Below are 19,733 nucleotides of genomic sequence, written 5' to 3' on the forward strand. Positions count from 1 at the left end.
AACCAAAGACCTAAAGCGCGTCGCATGAATCCGTTTCGACCCGACGCGCTTTAGAACGAAATGAACCGCCATTTCGTTCTAACTTGTTGTTTTGGCGCATGATGTTATCCAAAAAGTCTGCAACTTTTTGGCATCATGCTTTGAGGGGGGTGACATCGCCATGCTCGATCCGATCGTGAACTTCTTCACCCGGATTTTCCAGTGGATCGGCCGCGGCATCGGGCTTTTGATCGGCGTGATCCTGTGGCCGTTCCTGTGGGCCGGGCGCTGGTACACGCAGCGCGGCTGGATCCTCAAGGCGGCGGTCGGCGTCGCTCTGCTGGTGCTGATCGGCCTCTACGCCAACTTCTTCTACGCCACCCAGTGGTGGAACAATTTCAACCCGAACTATCCCGACACCTACACGTTCGAGAAGCGCAACATATCCGCCGGCGAACAGGTTGCCGCCGGCGCCGGCACGGACACCGCCAAGACCTGCGGCAACTCCGGCATTGCCCAGATCGCCGCCGACCTGACCGACTTCAACGTCAACCAGAATGCCTGGATCTCGTCGATGATCCTCTACAAGGTTGGCCTGTTCGGCATCGACTGGGACCACACACCGTGGATGGACAACAAGGCCTCGTTCCAGCGCGGCATCAACCAGGCGGTGCGGCGCACGGCGACCGAACTCGCCGACAATCTCGGCCGGGTCCGCACCACATCGCAGATCGATGCCGATCTGCAGGACGCGCGCGGCAATCTGCAGTTCGACGAATACACCTGGTATTTCGGCGTGAGCCCGTTCGGTCCGAAGACGCCGACACCGAGTTACTACCGCGACGCCGTGCGCAAGCTGCGTTCCTTCAACGCCCGCCTGGCCACCTGTCAGGCGACCTTCGATGCCCGCGCCGACAATCTGAAACAATATATCGATCGTATCGCTTCGGACATCGGCTCGACCTCGGCCATCCTCAAGGAACGCGCTGAAAACCACAACAACGGCTGGTTCGATTTCCGTGCCGACGATCGCTACTGGTTCGCCTATGGCCAGCTCTACGCTTATTACGGCCTGATGAAGGGTGCCCAGGCAGACTTCGAGGACGTCATCAAGGAAAAGCATCTGCAGAGCCTGTGGGACACGATGGACGCACAGTTCGTCTCGGCGCTGCGCATCCAGCCTTTCATCATCGCCAATGGCCGCGAGGATGGCTGGCTGTTGCCGACGCATCTGACGACGATGGGCTTCTACGTGCTCAGGGTGCGCTCCAACATGGTCGAAATCAGCAACGTTCTGACGCAATAAGGCTGTTCAGCCCAATGCATGTCGCCCAAAAGTGGTCCCGGTTTTGGGAGAACGACATGCATAAAAATAAAAGCCTAAGGCGCGGTGCGCTTTAGGCTTGCGATGGCGAATTTGCGCCGTCGCCTCTGTCGCATTCCGTGCATTGCGCGGCTGTTTTGAGACGGCGGAGCGACGCATCCTCTGGCTTCTATACGGCGCGGCAACGGAGCCGGGAAGAACCGACGACAGTCGGCCGGTCCGCAGAGGAATTTTCTCTAGAGGAAACATAGTTGCACGCAAGTTGACGCCGTGGCAGCGACATGGTTAGAACATGCCCGCGCCCGGTTCCAACCTGCTTGCCAGTAAGATCAAACCCGTCCCCTCCACCGTCCAATCCAGAGGAAAAGCCGTCATGGCCGAAGTGAAGTCCGACATCGAGATCGCGCGCGGCGCCAAGAAAAAGCAGATCCAGGAGATCGGCCAGAAGATCGGCATCCCGACCGAACACCTGCTGCCCTACGGCCACGACAAGGCCAAGATATCAGCCGAATTCATCAAGTCGGTGAAGGGTAACAAGGACGGCAAGCTGATCCTCGTCACCGCCATCAACCCGACGCCGGCCGGCGAAGGCAAGACCACGACCACGGTCGGCCTTGGTGACGGCCTGAACCGCATCGGCAAGAAGGCGATCGTCTGCATCCGCGAGGCCTCGCTCGGCCCGAACTTCGGCGTCAAGGGCGGTGCCGCCGGCGGCGGCTATGCGCAGGTCGTGCCGATGGAAGACATGAACCTCCACTTCACCGGTGACTTCCACGCCATCACCACGGCGCACAATCTGCTTTCGGCGCTGATCGACAACCACATCTACTGGGGCAACGAGCTCGGCATCGACACCCGCCGCGTCGTCTGGCGCCGCGTCATGGACATGAACGACCGCGCACTGCGCGAGATGATCTGTTCGCTCGGCGGCGTCGCCAATGGCTTCCCGCGCGAAGGCGGCTTCGACATCACCGTCGCCTCCGAAGTCATGGCCATTCTGTGCCTGTCCACCGACCTGAAGGACCTTGAAAAGCGCCTCGGCGACATCATCGTCGCCTACCGCCGCGACAAGTCGGCGGTTTATGCCCGCGACCTCAAGGCCGACGGCGCCATGGCCGTGCTGCTCAAGGACGCCATGCAGCCCAATCTGGTGCAGACGCTGGAGAACAACCCGGCTTTCGTCCATGGCGGCCCGTTCGCCAACATCGCGCATGGCTGCAATTCGGTCGTCGCCACCACGACGGCACTCAAGCTTGCCGACTATGTCGTCACCGAAGCCGGCTTCGGCGCCGATTTGGGCGCTGAAAAATTCTTCGACATCAAGTGCCGCAAGGCTGGACTGAAGCCGGCGGCGGCGGTCATCGTCGCCACCGTGCGCGCCATGAAGATGAATGGCGGCGTCAAGAAGGAAGACCTCGGCAAGGAAAACGTCGAGGCGGTGAAGAAGGGCTGCGCCAACCTCGGTCGCCACATCGAGAACATCCGCCAGTTCGGCGTCCCTGCGGTGGTTGCCATCAACCACTTCTATTCCGACACCGACGCCGAGATCCAGGCGATGAAGGACTATGTCGCCTCGATGGGCGAAGAAGCGATCCTGTGCAAGCACTGGGCCCACGGCTCGGCCGGCATCGAGGAGCTCGCCAACAAGGTGGTGGCGCTGGCCGAATCCGGCGCTTCACAGTTCGCGCCGCTCTATCCCGATGCCATGCCGCTGTTCGAGAAGATCAACACCATCGTCCAGCGCATCTATCGCGGCTCCGAAGCAATCGCCGACAAGTCGGTTCGCGACCAGCTGCACGCCTGGGAGCAGGCCGGCTATGGCCATCTGCCGGTCTGCATGGCCAAGACCCAGTACTCCTTCTCGACCGACCCGAACCTGCGCGGCGCGCCGACCGGCCACACCGTGCCGGTGCGCGAGGTCAGGCTTTCGGCCGGCGCCGGCTTCGTCGTCATCATCTGCGGCGAGGTCATGACCATGCCCGGCCTGCCCAAGGCGCCGTCCTCGGAAAAGATCTTCCTCAACGAAGCCGGCCAGATCGAAGGCCTGTTCTAAAATCCTTCAATTCAAAACAGCAAAGGGCGCCGCCGCGATGCGGCGCCCTTTCTGTTTTCGGATAGTCCTACGCGGCGTTGCGCGACAGCGCCCGCTGGTTGGAGCCGAAGATCGTGTCGCGTTCCGGCAGCGCGCCTGTCTTCAGGCACTCGACCCATTCGGTGGTCTTGAGCACGGCGGCGAAGCGCGACTGCAGGATGATTGTCACCACACGGTGGATCTCCTCGGCCGAGGCATAACCGGCGCTGTTGGCGTAAGGCACCGAGCCGGTCGCATCGGACAGGAACTCGACGGCAAAGCCCATATGGACGGCGTGGATGATGGTCGACAGGTCGCAATTATGCGTCATGTAGCCGACCACGGTGATCGTATCGATGGCATTGGCGCGCAGCCAGTCCTCCAGATCGGTGCCGGTGAAGGCGGAGGGCAGGTTCTTTTCGACATAGTGGTCGCGCTCACGCCTGGCGATCTCGGGATGCAGTTCGCCGCCATGGCTGCCCTTGGCGAAGATCGGCGATGTCTCGGGCGCCATCTGCTTGACGACCACCACCTTGATGCCGGCCGCTGCTGCCGCATCCATGGCGCGTGCCACATTGACGACGCTGTCGCGGAAGGGCGGATGCTGGATGGCAAGATTGCCGCCGTCATAGTCGTTCTGCACGTCGACGACGATCAGCGCCCGGCGCGGCGTGGTGTTGGCTGGGTCAGACATGGTGTTTTCCTTTCCGGCTTGAATGCGATGGGCCGAAAATAGGCGGGTTGCCGGGCTGCCGAAAGTGGCCCGATTGACATCAATCGAAAGAATTGGGACAATCCGCCATCAACTGCCGGAAGCACCCATGACCGACCCGATCATTGCCGTCCTCGCCTTCGACGGCATCAGCCCGTTCCATCTTTCCGTGCCGTGCCTGGTCTTCGGCGAGGACAGGACGGCGCTTGGCCTGCCGCGCTTCGACTTCCGCATCTGTGCGGCCAAGGCCGGCCCGATCCACACCGAGGCCGGACTGACCGTTGCCGCGCCGCATGGGCTCGAAGGGCTCGACGGCGCCGATATCGTCATCATCCCAAGCTGGCATCATCTCGGCGAGCCGGCGTCGCCGCTGCTGATGGAGCCGCTGCGCCGGGCGCACCAACGCGGCGCGCTGATCGTCGGTCTGTGTCTGGGAACCTTTGCCATCGCCGCGGCCGGGCTGCTTTCGGGCCGCCGTGCCGCGACGCATTGGGCCTATTCCGAACAGTTGCAAACACTCCATCCCGACATCGCCGTCGATGCCACGGTGCTCTATGTCGACAATGGCGATGTCGTGACCTCGGCCGGTGTTGCCGCCGGCCTCGACTGCTGTCTCCACATCGTGCGCGCCCGCTATGGCGCGGAAGCAGCCCTCCGGCTCGCCCGCCAGATTGTCCTTTCACCGCATCGGCAGGGCGGCCAGGCGCAATTCATCGAGCATCCGGTGGCAAGAAGCGCGGACGCCGACCGCTTCACCCAGGCCCTCGACGCGGTTCGCGCGACGCTTGGCGAGGCGCACAGCCTGGACCGCGTCGCCGAGGCCGCCGGCCTGACCCGGCGCACCTTCACCCGCCGCTTCCAGAAATCGATCGGCACCAGTTTCGGCGAATGGCTGGCCAGCCAGCGGATCGAACTGGCGCAGCGGTTGCTGGAGGCAACGGAGAAATCGATGGACATCGTCGCCTTCGAGGCAGGCTTCGGCAGCGCCACATCGCTGCGCCAGCATTTCGCCGCAAGGCTCAAGACATCACCGGCGCAGTACCGGCGGGAATTCTCCCGGCGGGCCGATCAGGAGGAACCAATAGCGCGCGGCCTTTCGCACTGAGATAGAAAGGCCAAGGGCGCGCATCGATGCGGCGCCCTTGGGATCTCCAGTCTCCATGGTTCAGGCGACATCTTCCGGCGATGGCGCGCGTTTGCGGCCGGTGACCATGGCGCGAACAAGATTCTCGCCGTGGCGCAGACTGGCCAGCATCACGCCACCAACATGAAGCCCGACCAGCACCAGGATACCATTGCCCAGGATCTTGTGCGTGTCCTCTACCCCGGCCACGCCCCACCAGGCATCGGTGGTCTGCATCCAGCCGGTAAGCGCAATTCCTGCGACGCAAGCGACAAGCGCCAGCACCATGGCCCCACCGGCGGGATTGTGGCCGAGATAACGCCTTTCACGGCCCTGCGCCACATCGGCGAGATACAAGCCCACCATGCGCGGCCCGCGCACGAATTGGCGGAAGCGCGTGTATCCCGATCCCACCAACCCGGCAATCAAACGCGAGGCAATCAGAACTCCAGCGCAATAGCCGGCCAGTTCATGCACCTTCATGATCTCTCCGGAGGAAAGCCACGCCACCGCAACGCACAGGACCAGCGACCAGTGAAAGAGGCGGACGTAGGGGCTCCAAACCTTGACCAATTGTTCTCGTGTCGAAACAGTGGCGTTCATGGCGATCAGCCGTCGTCGGAATCGGCGCCGACCGACTCGAGCGTCTTGGGGTTGAAGACGGCTTCCAGCTTCTTGCCGTCGGCGTCGAGCGCCTTGGCTTCGTAGCAGCCGTTTTCCGTCTTGATGCTGCGAACTTTCCAGCCTTCGCTTTCAAGCTTCTTTTGCAGCGCTTCGCGCGGCTGCCACTGGTCGGTCGGCACATTGCATTTGTCGGCGGCAAAGGCTGGCCCGGCAAAAGCCATCACCAACGCGGTCAGGATCAAGGTCTTCATCTTGTTTTCTCCATCGGCCAATTCCGATGTCGCGGACCCTGGCCGTGAAACCTGACAGCAGCCTGAACGCACCTTGCATTGTCCAAAAGCCGCAATTGGCTTTCATTCAGCTTCCTGTCAGCCTCGTGCCGCATGGAGGTAGCGTGCTGCTGAACATGGAGGCAAGGTGCGCGTTCTGCTGATCGAAGACGACCCGGTACTGGGCGAGGCGGTGCGCGATCACATCGCCGCCGACGGCCATGCCGTGGACTGGAGCACGACGCTTGGCGAAGCCGGCGATCACCTTCATGTCGTCTCCTATGAACTCGTCCTGCTCGATTTGCATCTGCCGGATGGCAAGGGCCTCGAACTCCTGAAGACTCTGCGCCGTGGAGGCACCGATACGCCGGTCATCATCCTGACCGCGCGCGACCAGCTCTCCGACCGGATAGAGGGCCTGAATTCGGGAGCAGACGACTATCTGGTCAAGCCGTTTGATCTCGGCGAATTGTCCGCGCGCCTCGCAGCGGTTGCGCGCCGCTACGCGGGAAACCCGAACCCTTTGATCCGGCTCGGGCCGGTTGAAATCGACCAGGCAGCCCGCCGCGTCGTCGTGGACGGCACGGAGACCATGCTGACATCCCGCGAATGGGCGGTGCTGGAGCAGTTCTTGCGCCGGCCCGGCATGACTGTCGGCAAGAACCAGATCGAGGACGCGCTCTATGCCTTCGGCGCGGAGATCGAAAGCAACACCGTCGAAGTCTATGTCAGTCGCCTGCGCAAGAAGATCGGGCGCGACGCCGTCACGACGGTAAGGGGGCTGGGCTACCGCCTGGCATCCCCATGAGACTGCTCAACAGCCTTGCCGGTCGCCTCGTTGCCTCGCTGATCCTGGTCACGGTCGCCTTCGGCCTTGTCGCCGCGGGCACGGGAAGCATCACGCTGCATCGTGAAATCAACGAAGCCATGGACAGTTCCATGCAGGAAGCGGCGCGCCGGCTGCTGCCGCTGGTCATCGACGATCTTTTCGGGCGCGAGGCGTCGCAATCGCCGCGAAGGCTGGCGGAGGCCGTTTCGGATGATGACGGCGGCCGCCTGATCTTTCAGGTGCGGGACGCCAGCGGCCGCGTTCTCATACACTCCTATGATGCTCCCGCGGAGCCGCTCACGGCCGAACTCACGCAGGGCTTCTCGGAAGCAGCCGGCTGGCGGATCTACACCGAGCCCGCAATCAGCGGCACGGTTTTCATCCAGGTCGCCGAGCTCGATTCGAGGCGCAATGAGGAAACGCTCGAGGCCGCCACCGGCTTCCTGATACCGATGGTCATCCTCATCCCGTTGAGCGCACTTGTCGCGTGGCTGACCCTGGCGCGTTTCCTGAGGCCGATCGCGACACTGCGCAGCGAGATCAGCGCCCGCCACGGCGACAACCTTGCTCCGATCCGCACCGAGGACCTGCCCTCCGAACTCGCCGCCATCGCCAAGTCGGTCAACAGCCTGATGCGGCGCCTGCATATGGCGCTCGACGCCGAAAAGGAATTCACCGCGAACGCCGCGCATGAATTGCGCACCCCGATCGCCGGCGCACTGGCACAGACGGAGCGGCTGATCGCGGAAGCTCCGGACGAGGTGGCAAGAAAACGCCCGCGCCAGATCAAGGCGGCCCTGTCCGATCTCGCCGGCCTGTCCGAAAAGCTGATGCAGCTGGCGCGTGCCGATGCCGGAGTGGCGGTCGGCGGCAAGCCTGCCGATCTTGCCACGGTCGCGGCATTGGTGGTCGAAGACTTCGAGCAGCGCGGCCAGAACAAGGGCCGCCTTCGCCTTGAAACGCCGAAGGCCAAGGCATACGCCGCGATCGACACGGATGCACTGGCCATCGTCCTACGCAATCTCATCGAGAATGCCTTGCGGCATGGCGCCGAAGGCGGCGAGGTTGTCGTGCGGATCGACGAGGACGCCCGGCTCAGCGTGATCAACCAAGGTCCGGTGGTTCCAGCCCCAGCCGATCTTGTCAAACGGTTCGAACGCGGTGCAACACGTGCCGAGGGATCGGGCCTCGGACTGGCGATCGTCAACAAAATCCTGCAACAGATCGATGCGACGCTGGTCCTGAACTCACCGGCATCCGGCCGGCAGGACGGCTTTGAAGCAACGATCCAATTCCCGCCGCGTAACGTCAACGACCCTTGATCGCCCGCGCCGGATTGCCGACCACCGTGGTGTTCGCGGCCACGTCGCGCGTCACCACAGCGCCGGCGCCGACGACGGCACCGTCACCGATGCTGACGCCGCCAAGGATGACGGCGCTGCCGCCGATCCAGGCATTGGCGCCGATTTCGACCGGCCTGGCGATCTCCAGTCCCGCTTGCCGCCCGGCGGCCTCCCTGTGGTGCTCGGCGCAGTAGATCTGCACATTGGGGCCAAGCAGCGTTGCCTTGCCGATGCGCACGCTTGCGGTGTCGAGAATGGTGCAGCCGGCATTGAGGAAGACGCCGTCACCGAGAAAGATGTTGAAGCCGTAAGCGCAATGGAACGGCGCCTCGATACGGGTGCCCTCGCCGGCTTTGCCGAGCAGTGCCTTCAAGCCCGGCCCGAGGTTTCCGCGCTGCCGCGGCGGCAGCGAATTGTGCTCGAACACCGCATCGCGCGCTGTCACCCGCAAAGCCTCCAGTTCGTCGTCGAGGCAGGTGTACCATTCGCCGGCCGCCATCTTCGCGCGCTCGCTTTCAGCCATGACCGTGTCTCCCTGTGACGTTACTGCCAAAGCACAATTGCAGTGAACGGGAAAGTGCCAGCGTCCCGACGGCATCGGGCGCAAAAACCATTCGGATTTTCGGAGTCATGCGCTGGTCAAATGCCTGACCTATGCTAGCCTGCACTTGCCGGACTATCCTGGCCCGGTGATCGAGGGGGATCGACCGTGCTGTATATTCTAGCACTTCTGATCGGCATCATTGCCGGTCTTCGCGCCATGACCGCGCCGGCCGCCGTCGCCTGGGGCGCTTATCTCGGCTGGCTGCCGGTCGCCGGCACCTGGGCGAGCTTCATGAGCCATTGGGCCGCGGTCGGCATCTTCACCATCCTGGCCATTGTCGAGTTGGTCACCGACCAGTTGCCGTCGACGCCGAGCCGTAAGGTACCGCAGCAATTCGGCGCCCGCCTCATCATGGGCGCTTTCACCGGTGCGGTGATCGGCGCCACCGGTGGCGCCACCATCGGCGGCCTAATCGCCGGCGCCATCGGCGCTGTCATCGGCACGCTGGGTGGCGCCGAAGCACGCGGCCGGCTGGCGGCCGCCTTCGGCAAGGATCCGCCCGCCGCCTTCATCGAGGACGCGGTGGCAATCATCGGCGGCCTGCTGATCGTAGCGGCGGTGGCATGACGGCCAAGACCTTCGACGCCATCATCATCGGTGCCGGACAGGCCGGCCCTCCGCTGGCCGGACGGCTGAACGCCGCCGGCATGAGCGTGGCGCTGATCGAGCGCAAGCTGGTCGGCGGCACCTGCGTCAACACCGGCTGCATGCCGACCAAGACCATGGTTGCCAGCGCCTATGCCGCGCATCTGGCGCGCCGTGCCGCCGACTATGGTGTGACGCTCAACGGCCCCATCGGCGTCGACTATGCCAGGATCAAGGCTCGCAAGGACAAGGTGACGATCGACGCCCGCACCGGGCTCGAGACCTGGATCGCCGGCATGGACAAATGTACGCTCTATCGCGGCCATGCGCGTTTCGAATCCGCCAACACGGTTCGTGTCGGCGACGACCTTTTGACCGCCGAAAAGATCTTCCTCAACACCGGCGGCCGCGCCTCGGTGCCCGACCTGCCCGGCATCCACGACATCGACTACCTGACCAATTCGTCGATGATGGATCTCGACGTGCTGCCGCGCCATCTCATCGTCGTCGGCGGCAGCTACATCTCGCTCGAATTCGCGCAGATGTTCCGCCGCTTCGGTAGCGAAGTCACCGTCATCGAGAAGAGCCCGCGCCTGACCGGCCGCGAGGACGAGGACGTCTCGGCCGCAATCCTGTCGATTCTCGAAAACGAAGGCATCGCCGTTCACCTTGGCGCCGACGACATCGGTTTCGCCGAGCAGGGTGAGGACATTGCCGTAACCTTCTCGGCCGGCAAACCGCCGGCGGTCGGCTCGCACGTGCTGCTGGCCCTCGGGCGGACGCCCAACACCGACGACCTCGGCCTCGACAAGGCCGGCGTCGAAGTCGACAAGCGCAGCTTCGTCACCGTCGACGACCAGCTGCGCAGCAGCGTGCCGGGCATCTGGGCGATGGGCGACTGCAACGGCAAGGGCGCCTTCACCCACACCTCCTACAACGACTATGAGATCGTCGCCGCCAATTTGCTCGACAACGATCCGCGCAAGGTCAGCGATCGCATCGAAGCCTATGCGCTCTACATCGACCCGCCGCTCGGCCGCTGCGGCATGACCGAGGCCGCAGTGAAGAAATCCGGCCGTCGCGCGCTGGTCGGCCAGCGGCCGATGACCCGCGTCGGCCGCGCCGTCGAAAAGGGCGAGACGCAGGGCTTCATGAAGATCCTGGTCGACGCCGACACCAGGGAGATCCTCGGCTGCTCGGTGCTCGGCCCCGGCGGCGACGAGGCGGTGCATTGCGTGCTCGACCTGATGTACGCCAAGGCGCCCATCGACACGCTGGCGCGTGCCGTGCACATCCATCCAAATGTCTCGGAATTGCTGCCCACCATTGCCCAGGAGCTGAAGCCGCTAGCGTGACAGCCTGCGGCAACCCATTTCAAAGCCCTTCCTTTTCTGCATTGCTGCATTGCAGCAATGCAGCTTGCGCACGGCGGGTTCCTTCGTTCAGTCTTGAATTTGAACCGATTCAGTCTGGACGCCCCATGCCCTTGCCGATCCTTGCGCTTGCCATTGCGTCCTTCTGCATCGGCACCACCGAATTCGTCATCATGGGCCTGCTGCCGGAGGTCGCCGCCGATCTCGGCGTGTCCATTCCTTCGGCGGGCCTGCTGGTTACCGGCTATGCGCTGGGCGTCGTTTTCGGCGCCCCGATCGTCGCCATGGCCACCGCGCATTTGCCGCGTAAGCCCGTACTGGTTGGTCTCGCCGCGCTGTTCGTCGTCGGCAATCTGTTCTGCGCCATCGCCCCCACCTACTGGCTCTTGATGGCGGCGCGCGTCTTCACCGCCTTCGGCCACGGCGCCTTCTTCGGCATCGGCTCGGTCGTTGCCGCGAGCCTGGTGCCACGCAACAAGCGCGCCAGCGCGATGGCGATGATGTTCGCCGGCCTGACGCTTTCAAACATTCTGGGCGTTCCCGCCGGCACCGCGCTTGGCGAAGCTTTCGGCTGGCGCTCCACATTCATCGCCGTGGTCGGCATCGGCCTGATCTCGGTCGCGGCCATCGCCTGGCTGGTGCCGTCCGATGTCGCTGAACCGAGCAGCGGCGGCCTGCGCGGCGAGCTGCGCGTGCTGGGTAAACTGCAGGTGTGGCTGGCGATGCTGATCGCAGCCCTTGCCTCGGCCAGCCTGTTTGCCGTCTTCACCTACATCAAACCCTATTTGACCGACGTCTCCGGCCTGTCCACCTCTGCGGTCACCTGGGTGCTGCTGCTGTTCGGCGCCGGCATGACCATCGGCAACATCATCGGCGGCAGGCTGGCCGACTGGAAATTGATGCCAACGGTAATCGGCACGCTGCTCTTGATGGCGTTCCTGTTCGTCGGTTTCATGCAGTTCGGCGCCATCGCGAATGTCGCTATCGGCATCGTCTTCCTCTGGGGCCTGCTGATCTTCGTCGTCGTCCCTCCGCTGCAAATCCGCGTCGTCGAGGCGGCCTCGGAAGGGCCGAACCTCGCCGCCACGCTGAACCAGGGCGCCTTCAATGTCGGCAATGCCAGCGGCGCCTGGATCGGCGGCGTGGCCCTTTCCGCCGGTGTTTCCTATGCCAATCTGCCGCTGGTCGGCGCAGCACTTGCCCTGTTGGCGGTCACCGTCGCGGTGCTGTCGCAGGCGCTGGACCGGCGCGCGCCCGTCATCCCGCTTCAGGCTCCCGCAGAGTAACCGCTTGCGCCCATAGCGCGGCAGGCTGGACCAATCGACATCGACGCCTTCAAATGGGCATGTCTCATGCTCTTGATGGAGGAAGTCATGCAGAAATCGATCGAGCGCATCGCCGGCGAAAGCGAAGGCGTTTCCTATGAATTCCCGCTGTTCCGCTTTGCGGGCGCGGACAAGGCCGCCCCTTCCGCCTATCTGCAGGCAGCGCTCCATGCCGGCGAATTGCCGGGCGTCGTCGCCATCGACGCACTGATGCCGATCCTCAACAAGGCGGAAGCCGAAGGCCGCATCAAGGGCGACATCACCATCGTGCCCTGGGCCAATCCGATCGGCCGGGCGCAATATCATTTCGGCGAGCATCAGGGCCGCTTCCATCTGGGCACGCGCACCAATTTCAACCGCGGCTTTCCGCTGCTCGCCGCGCCCGACGCGGCCCTCTTGCCCGACACCGCCCTTGGCAGCGTCGACCAGCGGCTGAAGACCCGGCTGGTGCAATTGTCGCTCGGCCATGACATCGTGCTCGACCTGCACTGCGATGACGAAGGCCTCGCCTATCTCTACGTCCACACCAGCCTGTGGCCGGCAATGGCCGATTGCGCCGCCGCCATGGGCGTCGACGCGGTCGTGCTGTGGAGCGAAGACACCGACGGCACCTTCGAGGGCGCCTCGATCATGCCCTACCAGAACGTTCCAGCTGACGTAGCGAAGCTCGACCGCCGCGTCGCCACCACGGTCGAATATCGCGGCATCCTCGATGTCGACGGCGCCTTGGCCGCCGCCGACGCCGACGGCCTCTACGGGCTGCTGGTGGCGCGCGGCGTGATCGCCGACAGCGCCCTGTTCACGCCGGGTCCCTTCACCGGCTTTGTGGCTCCGTTGGAAAACATCGACATGATGCCGGCGCCACGGGCGGGTGCCGTGCTCTACGACGTGAAGCCCGGCGATCGCGTCGCCAAGGGCGCTCGCCTCGCCACCATCGTCCATGCACCGGGTGAACCCGATGGCCGCACCGAAGTCTTCGCACCACAGGACGGCATCATCCTGACCCGCCGCTCGCGCCGCATCATCCGCGCCGGCGAGGACCTGTTGAAGCTGGTCGGCGACAAGAAGAGCACCGACGCCAGGTCGGGCACGCTGGAGGATTGAGGACGCAGTTGCTTGGTGTTGTCGAAGCACCCATAGCTTCGTCCTATCCAGAAATAGCCTGCCGCGCCTTGGCCTCCAGCCATTCGGCCATCTGCCGGTAAGGCACTGGGCCATGGCTGATGCGAGCGACGCCGAGTTCCGCCAGCCGCTGGCGCGGCGGCACGTGCGCCAGCGCAATGATGTTGACCGGCAACGCAATTGCCTTGCAGAGCGTCTCGATCAGGCCCTCATCGCCAAGACCCGGCGCAAAGAAGCCGTGCGCACCGGCTTTTTCGAAGGCCTGTGCGCGCTCGATGGCCTGGTCGAGCAGGACGTCATCATGCGCATCCGGTTTCGCCTTGAGAAAGATGTCGGTTCGGGCGTTGATGAACGCCGGTATGCCGGAAGCCTTGACGGCCGCCGCCGCGGCTTCGATGCGTTTTACCTGGACAGCAATGTCATGCAGGCCGCTGCCACCAACAATCTGATCCTCGAAATTGAAACCAATAGCGCCGGCCCGCAGCGCCAACGTTACCGTGCGAGCAACGATTTCCGGATCGACGCCGTAACCGCCCTCGAGGTCCATGGTCACCGGCAGGTCGACCGACCCGACGATGCGCTTGATGTTGTCGAGCGCCAGCTCCAGCGGGATTTTCTCGCCATCGGCGTAGCCGAACGCGGCCGCGACCGGCCAGCTTCCCGTGGCGATCGCCTTGGCGCCCGCCTTCTCGACGATCTTGGCCGAGCCCGGATCCCAGGCATTGTAGAGAACGATCGGGTTTCCCCTGACGTGGAGGGAATGAAACGTCCGCGCGCGCTCGATCTGCTCGGTCATTGGTCTTTTCCCGTCTTCCTGCTGTTGGGATGTACAATCTAGGCGGGACTGCCAACTCTGGCGATGTGCCATGAAGCGTAGAAGCGGCGGCCACCGGACAGGCTTTCAAATCAGTTGCGCATCCGGTTTTTCGCGGCTATGGATTTCGCCATGAACATGCGTTCGACCAAGACCATTTGGTGGTGGGCCTGCTGACAGCGGCCTGTTCGAACGCGCGTGCGTGAAAAGAGAGGGTGGCCGCAACGGAAAGTCCGGGCGGCCATTTGTTTTTTCCAAGCCAGTCCCGGGTCCGTTGCCCCAAGAAGCTGATGGAGACGGCAATGACGATGAAGGTTCTGGAAAACGGGGCGGAAAGTTTCGTGACCGCGGGTGGCATCACCATCACCCGCGAGCGCCACGACCGGCCCTATGCGGGTGCGATCGACGCTTACGTCGACGGCTTGAATTCGCGCCGTGGCGCTGTGTTTTCCTCGAACTATGAATATCCCGGCCGCTACACCCGCTGGGACACCGCCATCATCGATCCGCCGCTGGTCATCTCCGCGCGTGGCCGCGCCATGCGCATCGAGGCGCTGAACGGCCGTGGCGAGGTGCTGTTGCCGGTCATCGGCAAGGTGCTCGCCAGCCTGGCTGATGTCACCATCGCCGAGACGTCGAAAAAACTCATCCGCCTCGACGTCGCCAAGCCCGGCCGTGTCTTCACCGAAGAAGAGCGCAGCCGGGTCCCCTCGGTGTTTACCGTGCTGCGCGCCATCACCGCTCTGTTCAAGACCGAGGAAGACGCCAATCTTGGTCTCTACGGCGCGTTCGGCTACGACCTCGCCTTCCAGTTCGACCCGGTTGACTACAAGCTCGAGCGCAAGCCAAGCCAGCGCGACCTGGTGCTGTTCCTGCCCGACGAGATCCTGGTCGTCGACCATTATTCGGCCAAGGCCTGGACCGACCGCTACGACTATGCCGGCGACGGGTTTTCGACGCAGGGGCTGCCGCGCGACGAAATCGTCGAGCCGTTCAAGAGCCCCGACCGCATCCCGCCGCGCGGCGACCATGAACCGGGCGAATACGCCAATCTGGTGCGCAAGGCGATGGATTCGTTCAAGCGCGGCGACCTGTTCGAGGTCGTGCCCGGCCAGATGTTCTATGAGCGCTGCGAGACGCAGCCATCCGAGATTTCGCGCAAGCTGAAGGCCATCAACCCCTCGCCCTATTCCTTCTTCATCAATCTGGGCGAAGGCGAATATCTGATCGGCGCCTCGCCCGAAATGTTCGTGCGCGTCAACGGCCGCCGCGTCGAGACCTGCCCGATCTCGGGCACCATCAAGCGCGGCGACGACGCCATTTCCGACTCCGAGCAGATCCTGAAACTGCTCAACTCGAAGAAGGACGAATCCGAGCTCACCATGTGCTCGGACGTTGACCGCAACGACAAGTCGCGGGTCTGCGAGCCGGGTTCGGTGCGCGTCATCGGCCGCCGCCAGATCGAGATGTATTCGCGCCTGATCCACACCGTGGACCACATCGAAGGCCGCCTTCGCGAAGGCATGGATGCTTTCGACGCCTTCCTGTCGCACGCCTGGGCGGTCACCGTCACCGGCGCGCCGAAGCTGTGGGCCATGCGTTTCATCGAACAGAACGAGAAGAGCCCGCGCGCCTGGTATGGCGGCGCGATCGGCATGGTCAATTTCAACGGCGACATGAACACCGGCCTCACCTTGCGCACCATCCGCATCAAGGACGGCATTGCCGAAGTGCGCGCCGGCGCCACATTGCTCTTCGACAGCATTCCCGAGGAAGAAGAAGCCGAAACCGAACTGAAGGCATCCGCCATGCTCTCCGCCATCCGCGACGCCAAGACCGGCAATTCCGCCAGCACCGAGCGCACCACCGCGCGCGTCGGCGACGGCGTCAACATCCTGCTCGTCGACCACGAGGACAGTTTCGTCCACACGCTGGCCAATTATTTCCGCCAGACCGGCGCCAATGTCTCGACCGTGCGCACGCCGGTTCCCGAGGAGGTGTTCGACAGGCTGAAGCCCGACCTTGTCGTGCTGTCGCCCGGTCCCGGCACGCCGAAGGATTTCGATTGCGCCGCGACCATCAGACGAGCGCGCGCCCGTGATCTGCCGATCTTCGGCGTTTGCCTTGGCCTGCAGGCGCTGGCCGAAGCCTATGGCGGCGAGCTCAGGCAGCTGCATGTGCCGATGCACGGCAAGCCGTCGCGCATCCGCGTCTCGAAGCCGGGCATCATCTTCTCCGGCCTGCCCAAGGAAGTCACCGTTGGCCGCTATCACTCGATCTTCGCCGATCCGGTGCGGTTGCCCGACGATTTCATCGTCACCGCCGAAACCGAGGACGGCGTCATCATGGCCTTCGAGCACCGCAAGGAGCCTATCGCCGCGGTGCAATTCCACCCGGAATCGATCATGACGCTCGGCCACAATGCCGGCATGCGCATCATCGAGAACATCGTCGCCCACCTGCCGCGCAAGGCCAAGGAAAAGGCCGCCTGACGATCATGGCTGAAGCCGAGAACACGATGGCGATCGCGGCCAAGGCGGCTGCGAAGCGCAAGGTCGCCAACCTCGCCTTCTGGTCGATCGTTGTCGCCTTTGTCGTGCTCGCGCTGAAGGCCGCCGCCTGGTACGTCACCGGCTCGGTGGCGCTCTATTCGGACGCGCTGGAATCGATCGTCAACGTCATTGCCTCGGCCGCCGCCTTCTGGGCGATCCAGGTCAGCTACAAGCCGGCCGACCAGGATCACCCGTTCGGCCATCACAAGGCCGAGTACTTCTCGGCGGTGCTCGAAGGCGTGCTGATCGTGCTCGCCGCGCTGTTGATCCTCAACGAGGTCTGGCGCTCCTGGCAGACGCCGGCGCCCCTGGAACAGCCCTGGGAAGGTCTTGCCGTCAACGGCGTCGCCACGGTCATCAATGCGTTCTGGGCCTGGACGCTGATCCGCGCCGGCAGGGCCGAGAAATCGCCGGCGCTGGTCGCCGACGGCAACCACATCATGACCGACGTGGTCACCTCGATTGGCGTCTTCGGCGGCCTTGTCGGAGCGATCCTGACCGGCTGGCAGATCCTTGATCCGGCGCTTGCCGTCCTCGTGGCGCTGAACATCCTGTGGCAGGGCTGGCATGTCATCGGCTCGTCGATGAACGGCCTGATGGACCGCGCCGTCGATACGGCAGAACACATGCACATCCGCGACGTCATCTCGGCCAACTGCAAGGGCGCGCTCGAGGTTCACGACCTCAAGACGCGCATCGCCGGCCGCGCCACCTTCATCGAGTTCCACCTGGTCGTCGACGCCGACATGTCGGTCGGCGCCAGCCACGTGATTTGCGACCGCATCGAGGACGCGCTGAAGGCCGAAATCCCCTCGGTGCGCGTCACCATCCATGTCGAGCCCGACGACGAGGCGAAGCTGCCGAAGGGCACGACGGCGGTGCCGTTCGCCTGAGGCGATCCTCCGTCACGACCTTGGAAAATTGGCCGAAGCCTCTCGACTTCGTCATCCACGGGCGGAGCAGGAGCGAAGCTCCGTCGCGGAGACCCGAGGATCCATGCCGCGACCTTGGCCGTAAAGTGCAGCGGAACAGAATTCTGCACCGCAGCAGCGCTCGGATGTCACGGCATGGATCCTATGGTCTGCGCCGCGTCGCTTCGCTCCTTGCTCCGCCATAGGATGACGAAGCGACAGGCGTACCGCGAAAACTTCTGCGCCGATGAGACAATCTCTATCGGCCTTCCAAAGCTGCCTCGACAAAATCGTCGTCAAGCGGCCCGGTCAAACCGTCCAGCCAAGCCCAGTCCTGGGCAAGCGGCTCGAGGATGATAGTTCGGCCTTGGCGGCGGATTGATACCTCATCTGTTTCGAAACGGAACTCCTTGGGCAAGCGCACCGCTTGCGATCGGCCTGACCAGAACACCTTCGCCTTGTCCATTCGCCCTCCTCCAGAGCCCAAACGATCAAGGCGCGCAGGCCGATTGCGGCATTGGCTGCAGCCGATAGACCTTGTCGTCGGATTTCGTCTTGCCGTCGGCGGCCTTCGAACACAGGTCGACGATCGCGAGTGCGCTGTTGGGATTGGCCAGCATCATGGTGCCGTTGGCGCCGCGCTTGAGGAAAATCTCCTTCTGCGCGATGTCGCAGGAGAAATCGCTCATCTTCGAGCTGGCCGCGCAGCGCCACTGGTCGGCCTCGCCCTGGCAGGAATAGGTCTGCGTGACTTTGGCCGATTTCTGCCGTGTGGTGACCGTAACGGCAATGTCGGCGCCGTCTGGCCAGTTGGCGGCGTCGCCGCCCGCGGCGAAGGACGCCAGTTCCACCGGTCCGCGGAAGACCCGGATCGACTGCGTCAGCTGGTTGGGGTGCGAGCCGAGATGCGCTGCATCATAATCGCGCCCATAGCAAAAGGCCTGGTCCGGCTTCAGCCGCTCGCGCAGTGGGGCTCCGAGCGCAGGGGCGATCGGATCGATGCGCGCGAACTCCGCCTTGCAGGTCGCTGCCGGCATCGGGTCGAGGCGGAAATTGTCGTCCTCGCTGCCCAGCGCCTGCCTGTCATATTCGGCTTCACCGAGTTCATCTTCCGATCCTGCGTCGAGATAAAGATCGGCCGAGACATCGGTGAGGATCAGACGGCCTTTGTCATCGAGCTTCAGCGAGGCCATGGTGCGGTCGCAGTCCATGCCGCAACGGATCGGACCGCTCTTTCCGTCCTCGGACTCGCGATTGCACCAGCCGCTCGCCCATTCCGGCGCCTTGGCGCCCCGCACCGTGGTGGCGATAAAGCCGTTATAGGACGAGTCGGAGTTTGTCGGCGGCTCCTCGTTCGGGCGGCTGACCGGGTCGTGCCCATAGAGGAAGAAGATCCGCGCCACCTTCTGCTTCGGATGCGCCTTGAGGTGCGCGGCGTCATAGATCCGGCCGAAGCAGGCATCTGCGCCGTTCGGGCTGAGTTCGGTGAGCTTCAGCGCATCGTCGGCGAAGGCCGAACCGGCAAGTGTGCCAAGCAGCGCAACGCCAAACCCGGCGCCGGCGACCGTCTTCCATTCCCCCACCCCGAACGCCATGTGACCTCTCCTCCGCATCGACAGGACGTAACGTCAAGTTATGCTAGTATTGCGGCCGCAGCCACGCAATTCGCGGTGAGCCGCCAAGCGGAGGAGTATGCCATGCGCCGGCGCGATATGTTCCGCGCGGTTCTTGCCGGAACCGGAACGCTTCTTGGCCTGCGGGCGGTGCAGGCCGCGGCGACGGAGCCTGCCAGGCAGAAGGTTGCCTATCACTTGAGCGACGTCGACAAGGTCAATTTCGTGCTCGGCAACATCAAGAACCACTATGACGGCACCGGCGGCAATGTCGACATCGTGCTGGTGGTGCATGGTCCGGCCTTGGCCGCCTTCAAGTCGAAAGGCATATCGGCCGCGATTTCCGGGCGCTTCGCCGGCCTGGTGCAGCAGGGGCTGGAATCCCAGGCCTGCGCCAACACCATGCAAGGCATGGATATTTCACTCGCAGACCTGCTCGCCGGTTTCCATGCCGCCGACAAGGGCGGCGTCGTCAAGCTCGCCGAACTGCAAGGCCAGGGCTACGCCTATCTGCGCCCCTGAGGCTTGAACACCGGGGCAGCTAGTGTCCTGATCGGCAA

The 19,733-nt window shown here is 63.9% G+C and carries 19 protein-coding genes; 12 read left to right on the forward strand and 7 right to left on the reverse strand.

The genetic code is table 11. The features are described 5' to 3' along the window. Positions 1 to 160: 160 nt before the first annotated feature. Together FCU66_RS38900 and FCU66_RS38905 are read left to right on the forward strand one after the other, a co-directional pair. Positions 161 to 1,285 carry a DUF2333 family protein gene (locus FCU66_RS38900; protein ID WP_136615907.1) on the forward strand — a complete coding sequence of 375 codons (1,125 nt, stop codon included), beginning with the start codon at positions 161 to 163 and terminating at the stop codon, positions 1,283 to 1,285. A 391-nt stretch (positions 1,286 to 1,676) separates the two neighbouring features. Beyond that, the gene (locus FCU66_RS38905; RefSeq protein WP_136615906.1) at positions 1,677 to 3,356 is read left to right on the forward strand and encodes a formate--tetrahydrofolate ligase; all 1,680 of its coding nucleotides are present in this window, start codon (positions 1,677 to 1,679) and stop codon (positions 3,354 to 3,356) included. Between the two features lie 67 nt (positions 3,357 to 3,423). On the opposite strand, the gene FCU66_RS38910 is transcribed toward FCU66_RS38905, so the two are convergent. After that, on the reverse strand, positions 3,424 to 4,068 hold the full coding sequence (locus FCU66_RS38910; protein ID WP_136615905.1) for a cysteine hydrolase family protein: 645 nt from the start codon (positions 4,066 to 4,068) through the stop codon (positions 3,424 to 3,426). Between the two features lie 127 nt (positions 4,069 to 4,195). Between FCU66_RS38910 and FCU66_RS38915 the strand changes: the two genes are divergently transcribed. Next, positions 4,196 to 5,191, forward strand: a complete 996-nt coding sequence (locus tag FCU66_RS38915; RefSeq protein WP_136615904.1) for a GlxA family transcriptional regulator — start codon at positions 4,196 to 4,198, stop codon at positions 5,189 to 5,191. 60 nt (positions 5,192 to 5,251) lie between these two features. Here the strand turns inward: FCU66_RS38915 and FCU66_RS38920 are convergent, their stop codons facing one another. Continuing rightward, positions 5,252 to 5,812: a cytochrome b/b6 domain-containing protein gene (locus FCU66_RS38920; protein ID WP_136615903.1), complete on the reverse strand. Its 561-nt coding sequence runs from the start codon at positions 5,810 to 5,812 to the stop codon at positions 5,252 to 5,254. A gap of 5 nt (positions 5,813 to 5,817) precedes the next feature. Continuing rightward, complete coding sequence (locus tag FCU66_RS38925) at positions 5,818 to 6,084, reverse strand: PepSY domain-containing protein (RefSeq protein WP_136615902.1); 267 nt, start codon at positions 6,082 to 6,084, stop codon at positions 5,818 to 5,820. A gap of 166 nt (positions 6,085 to 6,250) precedes the next feature. On the opposite strand from FCU66_RS38925, the gene FCU66_RS38930 reads away from it, so the two are divergent. Next, positions 6,251 to 6,910: a response regulator gene (locus FCU66_RS38930; RefSeq protein WP_136615901.1), complete on the forward strand. Its 660-nt coding sequence runs from the start codon at positions 6,251 to 6,253 to the stop codon at positions 6,908 to 6,910. Continuing rightward, positions 6,907 to 8,253: an ATP-binding protein gene (locus FCU66_RS38935; RefSeq protein ID WP_136615900.1), complete on the forward strand. Its 1,347-nt coding sequence runs from the start codon at positions 6,907 to 6,909 to the stop codon at positions 8,251 to 8,253. The genes FCU66_RS38930 and FCU66_RS38935 overlap by 4 nt, the downstream gene beginning before the upstream one ends. On the opposite strand, the gene FCU66_RS38940 is transcribed toward FCU66_RS38935, so the two are convergent. Beyond that, positions 8,240 to 8,797, reverse strand: a complete 558-nt coding sequence (locus tag FCU66_RS38940) for a sugar O-acetyltransferase (protein WP_136615899.1) — start codon at positions 8,795 to 8,797, stop codon at positions 8,240 to 8,242. The genes FCU66_RS38935 and FCU66_RS38940 overlap by 14 nt on opposite strands. Before the next feature lie 186 nt (positions 8,798 to 8,983). Between FCU66_RS38940 and FCU66_RS38945 the strand changes: the two genes are divergently transcribed. From FCU66_RS38945 to FCU66_RS38960, 4 genes are all read left to right on the forward strand, one after another. Then, positions 8,984 to 9,445, forward strand: coding sequence for a DUF4126 domain-containing protein (locus tag FCU66_RS38945; protein ID WP_136615898.1), 462 nt, complete (start codon positions 8,984 to 8,986; stop codon positions 9,443 to 9,445). Then, entirely contained in the window at positions 9,442 to 10,818 is a 1,377-nt protein-coding gene (locus tag FCU66_RS38950) for an FAD-containing oxidoreductase (RefSeq protein ID WP_136615897.1), read from the forward strand. The genes FCU66_RS38945 and FCU66_RS38950 overlap by 4 nt, the downstream gene beginning before the upstream one ends. A gap of 125 nt (positions 10,819 to 10,943) precedes the next feature. Beyond that, positions 10,944 to 12,122 carry an MFS transporter gene (locus FCU66_RS38955; protein WP_136615896.1) on the forward strand — a complete coding sequence of 393 codons (1,179 nt, stop codon included), beginning with the start codon at positions 10,944 to 10,946 and terminating at the stop codon, positions 12,120 to 12,122. A gap of 87 nt (positions 12,123 to 12,209) precedes the next feature. Beyond that, positions 12,210 to 13,265, forward strand: a complete 1,056-nt coding sequence (locus FCU66_RS38960) for a M14 family metallopeptidase (RefSeq protein ID WP_136615895.1) — start codon at positions 12,210 to 12,212, stop codon at positions 13,263 to 13,265. A 43-nt stretch (positions 13,266 to 13,308) separates the two neighbouring features. Here the strand turns inward: FCU66_RS38960 and FCU66_RS38965 are convergent, their stop codons facing one another. After that, a complete protein-coding gene (locus tag FCU66_RS38965; protein ID WP_136615894.1) occupies positions 13,309 to 14,079 on the reverse strand; it encodes an isocitrate lyase/PEP mutase family protein in 771 nt (256 codons plus the stop codon). 320 nt (positions 14,080 to 14,399) lie between these two features. On the opposite strand from FCU66_RS38965, the gene FCU66_RS38970 reads away from it, so the two are divergent. Together FCU66_RS38970 and FCU66_RS38975 are read left to right on the forward strand one after the other, a co-directional pair. Beyond that, on the forward strand, positions 14,400 to 16,589 hold the full coding sequence (locus FCU66_RS38970; RefSeq protein WP_136615893.1) for an anthranilate synthase: 2,190 nt from the start codon (positions 14,400 to 14,402) through the stop codon (positions 16,587 to 16,589). Positions 16,590 to 16,594: 5 nt separating this feature from the next. Beyond that, positions 16,595 to 17,542, forward strand: a complete 948-nt coding sequence (locus FCU66_RS38975) for a cation diffusion facilitator family transporter (protein WP_136615892.1) — start codon at positions 16,595 to 16,597, stop codon at positions 17,540 to 17,542. Positions 17,543 to 17,819: 277 nt separating this feature from the next. On the opposite strand, the gene FCU66_RS38980 is transcribed toward FCU66_RS38975, so the two are convergent. Beyond that, complete coding sequence (locus FCU66_RS38980; RefSeq protein WP_136615891.1) at positions 17,820 to 18,026, reverse strand: antitoxin; 207 nt, start codon at positions 18,024 to 18,026, stop codon at positions 17,820 to 17,822. Positions 18,027 to 18,051: 25 nt separating this feature from the next. Further along, the gene (locus FCU66_RS38985) at positions 18,052 to 19,155 is read right to left on the reverse strand and encodes a hypothetical protein (protein WP_136615890.1); all 1,104 of its coding nucleotides are present in this window, start codon (positions 19,153 to 19,155) and stop codon (positions 18,052 to 18,054) included. A gap of 102 nt (positions 19,156 to 19,257) precedes the next feature. Here FCU66_RS38985 and FCU66_RS38990 point away from each other — a divergent pair, with 102 nt between their 5' ends. After that, positions 19,258 to 19,695, forward strand: coding sequence for a DsrE family protein (locus FCU66_RS38990; RefSeq protein ID WP_136615889.1), 438 nt, complete (start codon positions 19,258 to 19,260; stop codon positions 19,693 to 19,695). Positions 19,696 to 19,733 lie beyond the last annotated feature (38 nt).

The organism is Mesorhizobium norvegicum, assembly GCF_004919685.1.
Classification (GTDB): domain Bacteria; phylum Pseudomonadota; class Alphaproteobacteria; order Rhizobiales; family Rhizobiaceae; genus Mesorhizobium; species Mesorhizobium norvegicum.

Excerpts from the sequence above, each read along its gene's own strand:
- FCU66_RS38900 (WP_136615907.1), top strand. The coding sequence starts at position 161 with ATGCTCGATCCGATCGTGAACTTCTTCACCCGGATTTTCCAGTGGATC.
- FCU66_RS38905 (WP_136615906.1), top strand. The coding sequence starts at position 1,677 with ATGGCCGAAGTGAAGTCCGACATCGAGATCGCGCGCGGCGCCAAGAAA.
- FCU66_RS38910 (WP_136615905.1), bottom strand. The coding sequence starts at position 4,068 with ATGTCTGACCCAGCCAACACCACGCCGCGCCGGGCGCTGATCGTCGTC.
- FCU66_RS38915 (WP_136615904.1), top strand. The coding sequence starts at position 4,196 with ATGACCGACCCGATCATTGCCGTCCTCGCCTTCGACGGCATCAGCCCG.
- FCU66_RS38920 (WP_136615903.1), bottom strand. The coding sequence starts at position 5,812 with ATGAACGCCACTGTTTCGACACGAGAACAATTGGTCAAGGTTTGGAGC.
- FCU66_RS38925 (WP_136615902.1), bottom strand. The coding sequence starts at position 6,084 with ATGAAGACCTTGATCCTGACCGCGTTGGTGATGGCTTTTGCCGGGCCA.
- FCU66_RS38935 (WP_136615900.1), top strand. The coding sequence starts at position 6,907 with ATGAGACTGCTCAACAGCCTTGCCGGTCGCCTCGTTGCCTCGCTGATC.
- FCU66_RS38940 (WP_136615899.1), bottom strand. The coding sequence starts at position 8,797 with ATGGCTGAAAGCGAGCGCGCGAAGATGGCGGCCGGCGAATGGTACACC.
- FCU66_RS38950 (WP_136615897.1), top strand. The coding sequence starts at position 9,442 with ATGACGGCCAAGACCTTCGACGCCATCATCATCGGTGCCGGACAGGCC.
- FCU66_RS38955 (WP_136615896.1), top strand. The coding sequence starts at position 10,944 with ATGCCCTTGCCGATCCTTGCGCTTGCCATTGCGTCCTTCTGCATCGGC.
- FCU66_RS38960 (WP_136615895.1), top strand. The coding sequence starts at position 12,210 with ATGCAGAAATCGATCGAGCGCATCGCCGGCGAAAGCGAAGGCGTTTCC.
- FCU66_RS38965 (WP_136615894.1), bottom strand. The coding sequence starts at position 14,079 with ATGACCGAGCAGATCGAGCGCGCGCGGACGTTTCATTCCCTCCACGTC.
- FCU66_RS38970 (WP_136615893.1), top strand. The coding sequence starts at position 14,400 with ATGACGATGAAGGTTCTGGAAAACGGGGCGGAAAGTTTCGTGACCGCG.
- FCU66_RS38975 (WP_136615892.1), top strand. The coding sequence starts at position 16,595 with ATGGCTGAAGCCGAGAACACGATGGCGATCGCGGCCAAGGCGGCTGCG.
- FCU66_RS38980 (WP_136615891.1), bottom strand. The coding sequence starts at position 18,026 with ATGGACAAGGCGAAGGTGTTCTGGTCAGGCCGATCGCAAGCGGTGCGC.
- FCU66_RS38985 (WP_136615890.1), bottom strand. The coding sequence starts at position 19,155 with ATGGCGTTCGGGGTGGGGGAATGGAAGACGGTCGCCGGCGCCGGGTTT.
- FCU66_RS38990 (WP_136615889.1), top strand. The coding sequence starts at position 19,258 with ATGCGCCGGCGCGATATGTTCCGCGCGGTTCTTGCCGGAACCGGAACG.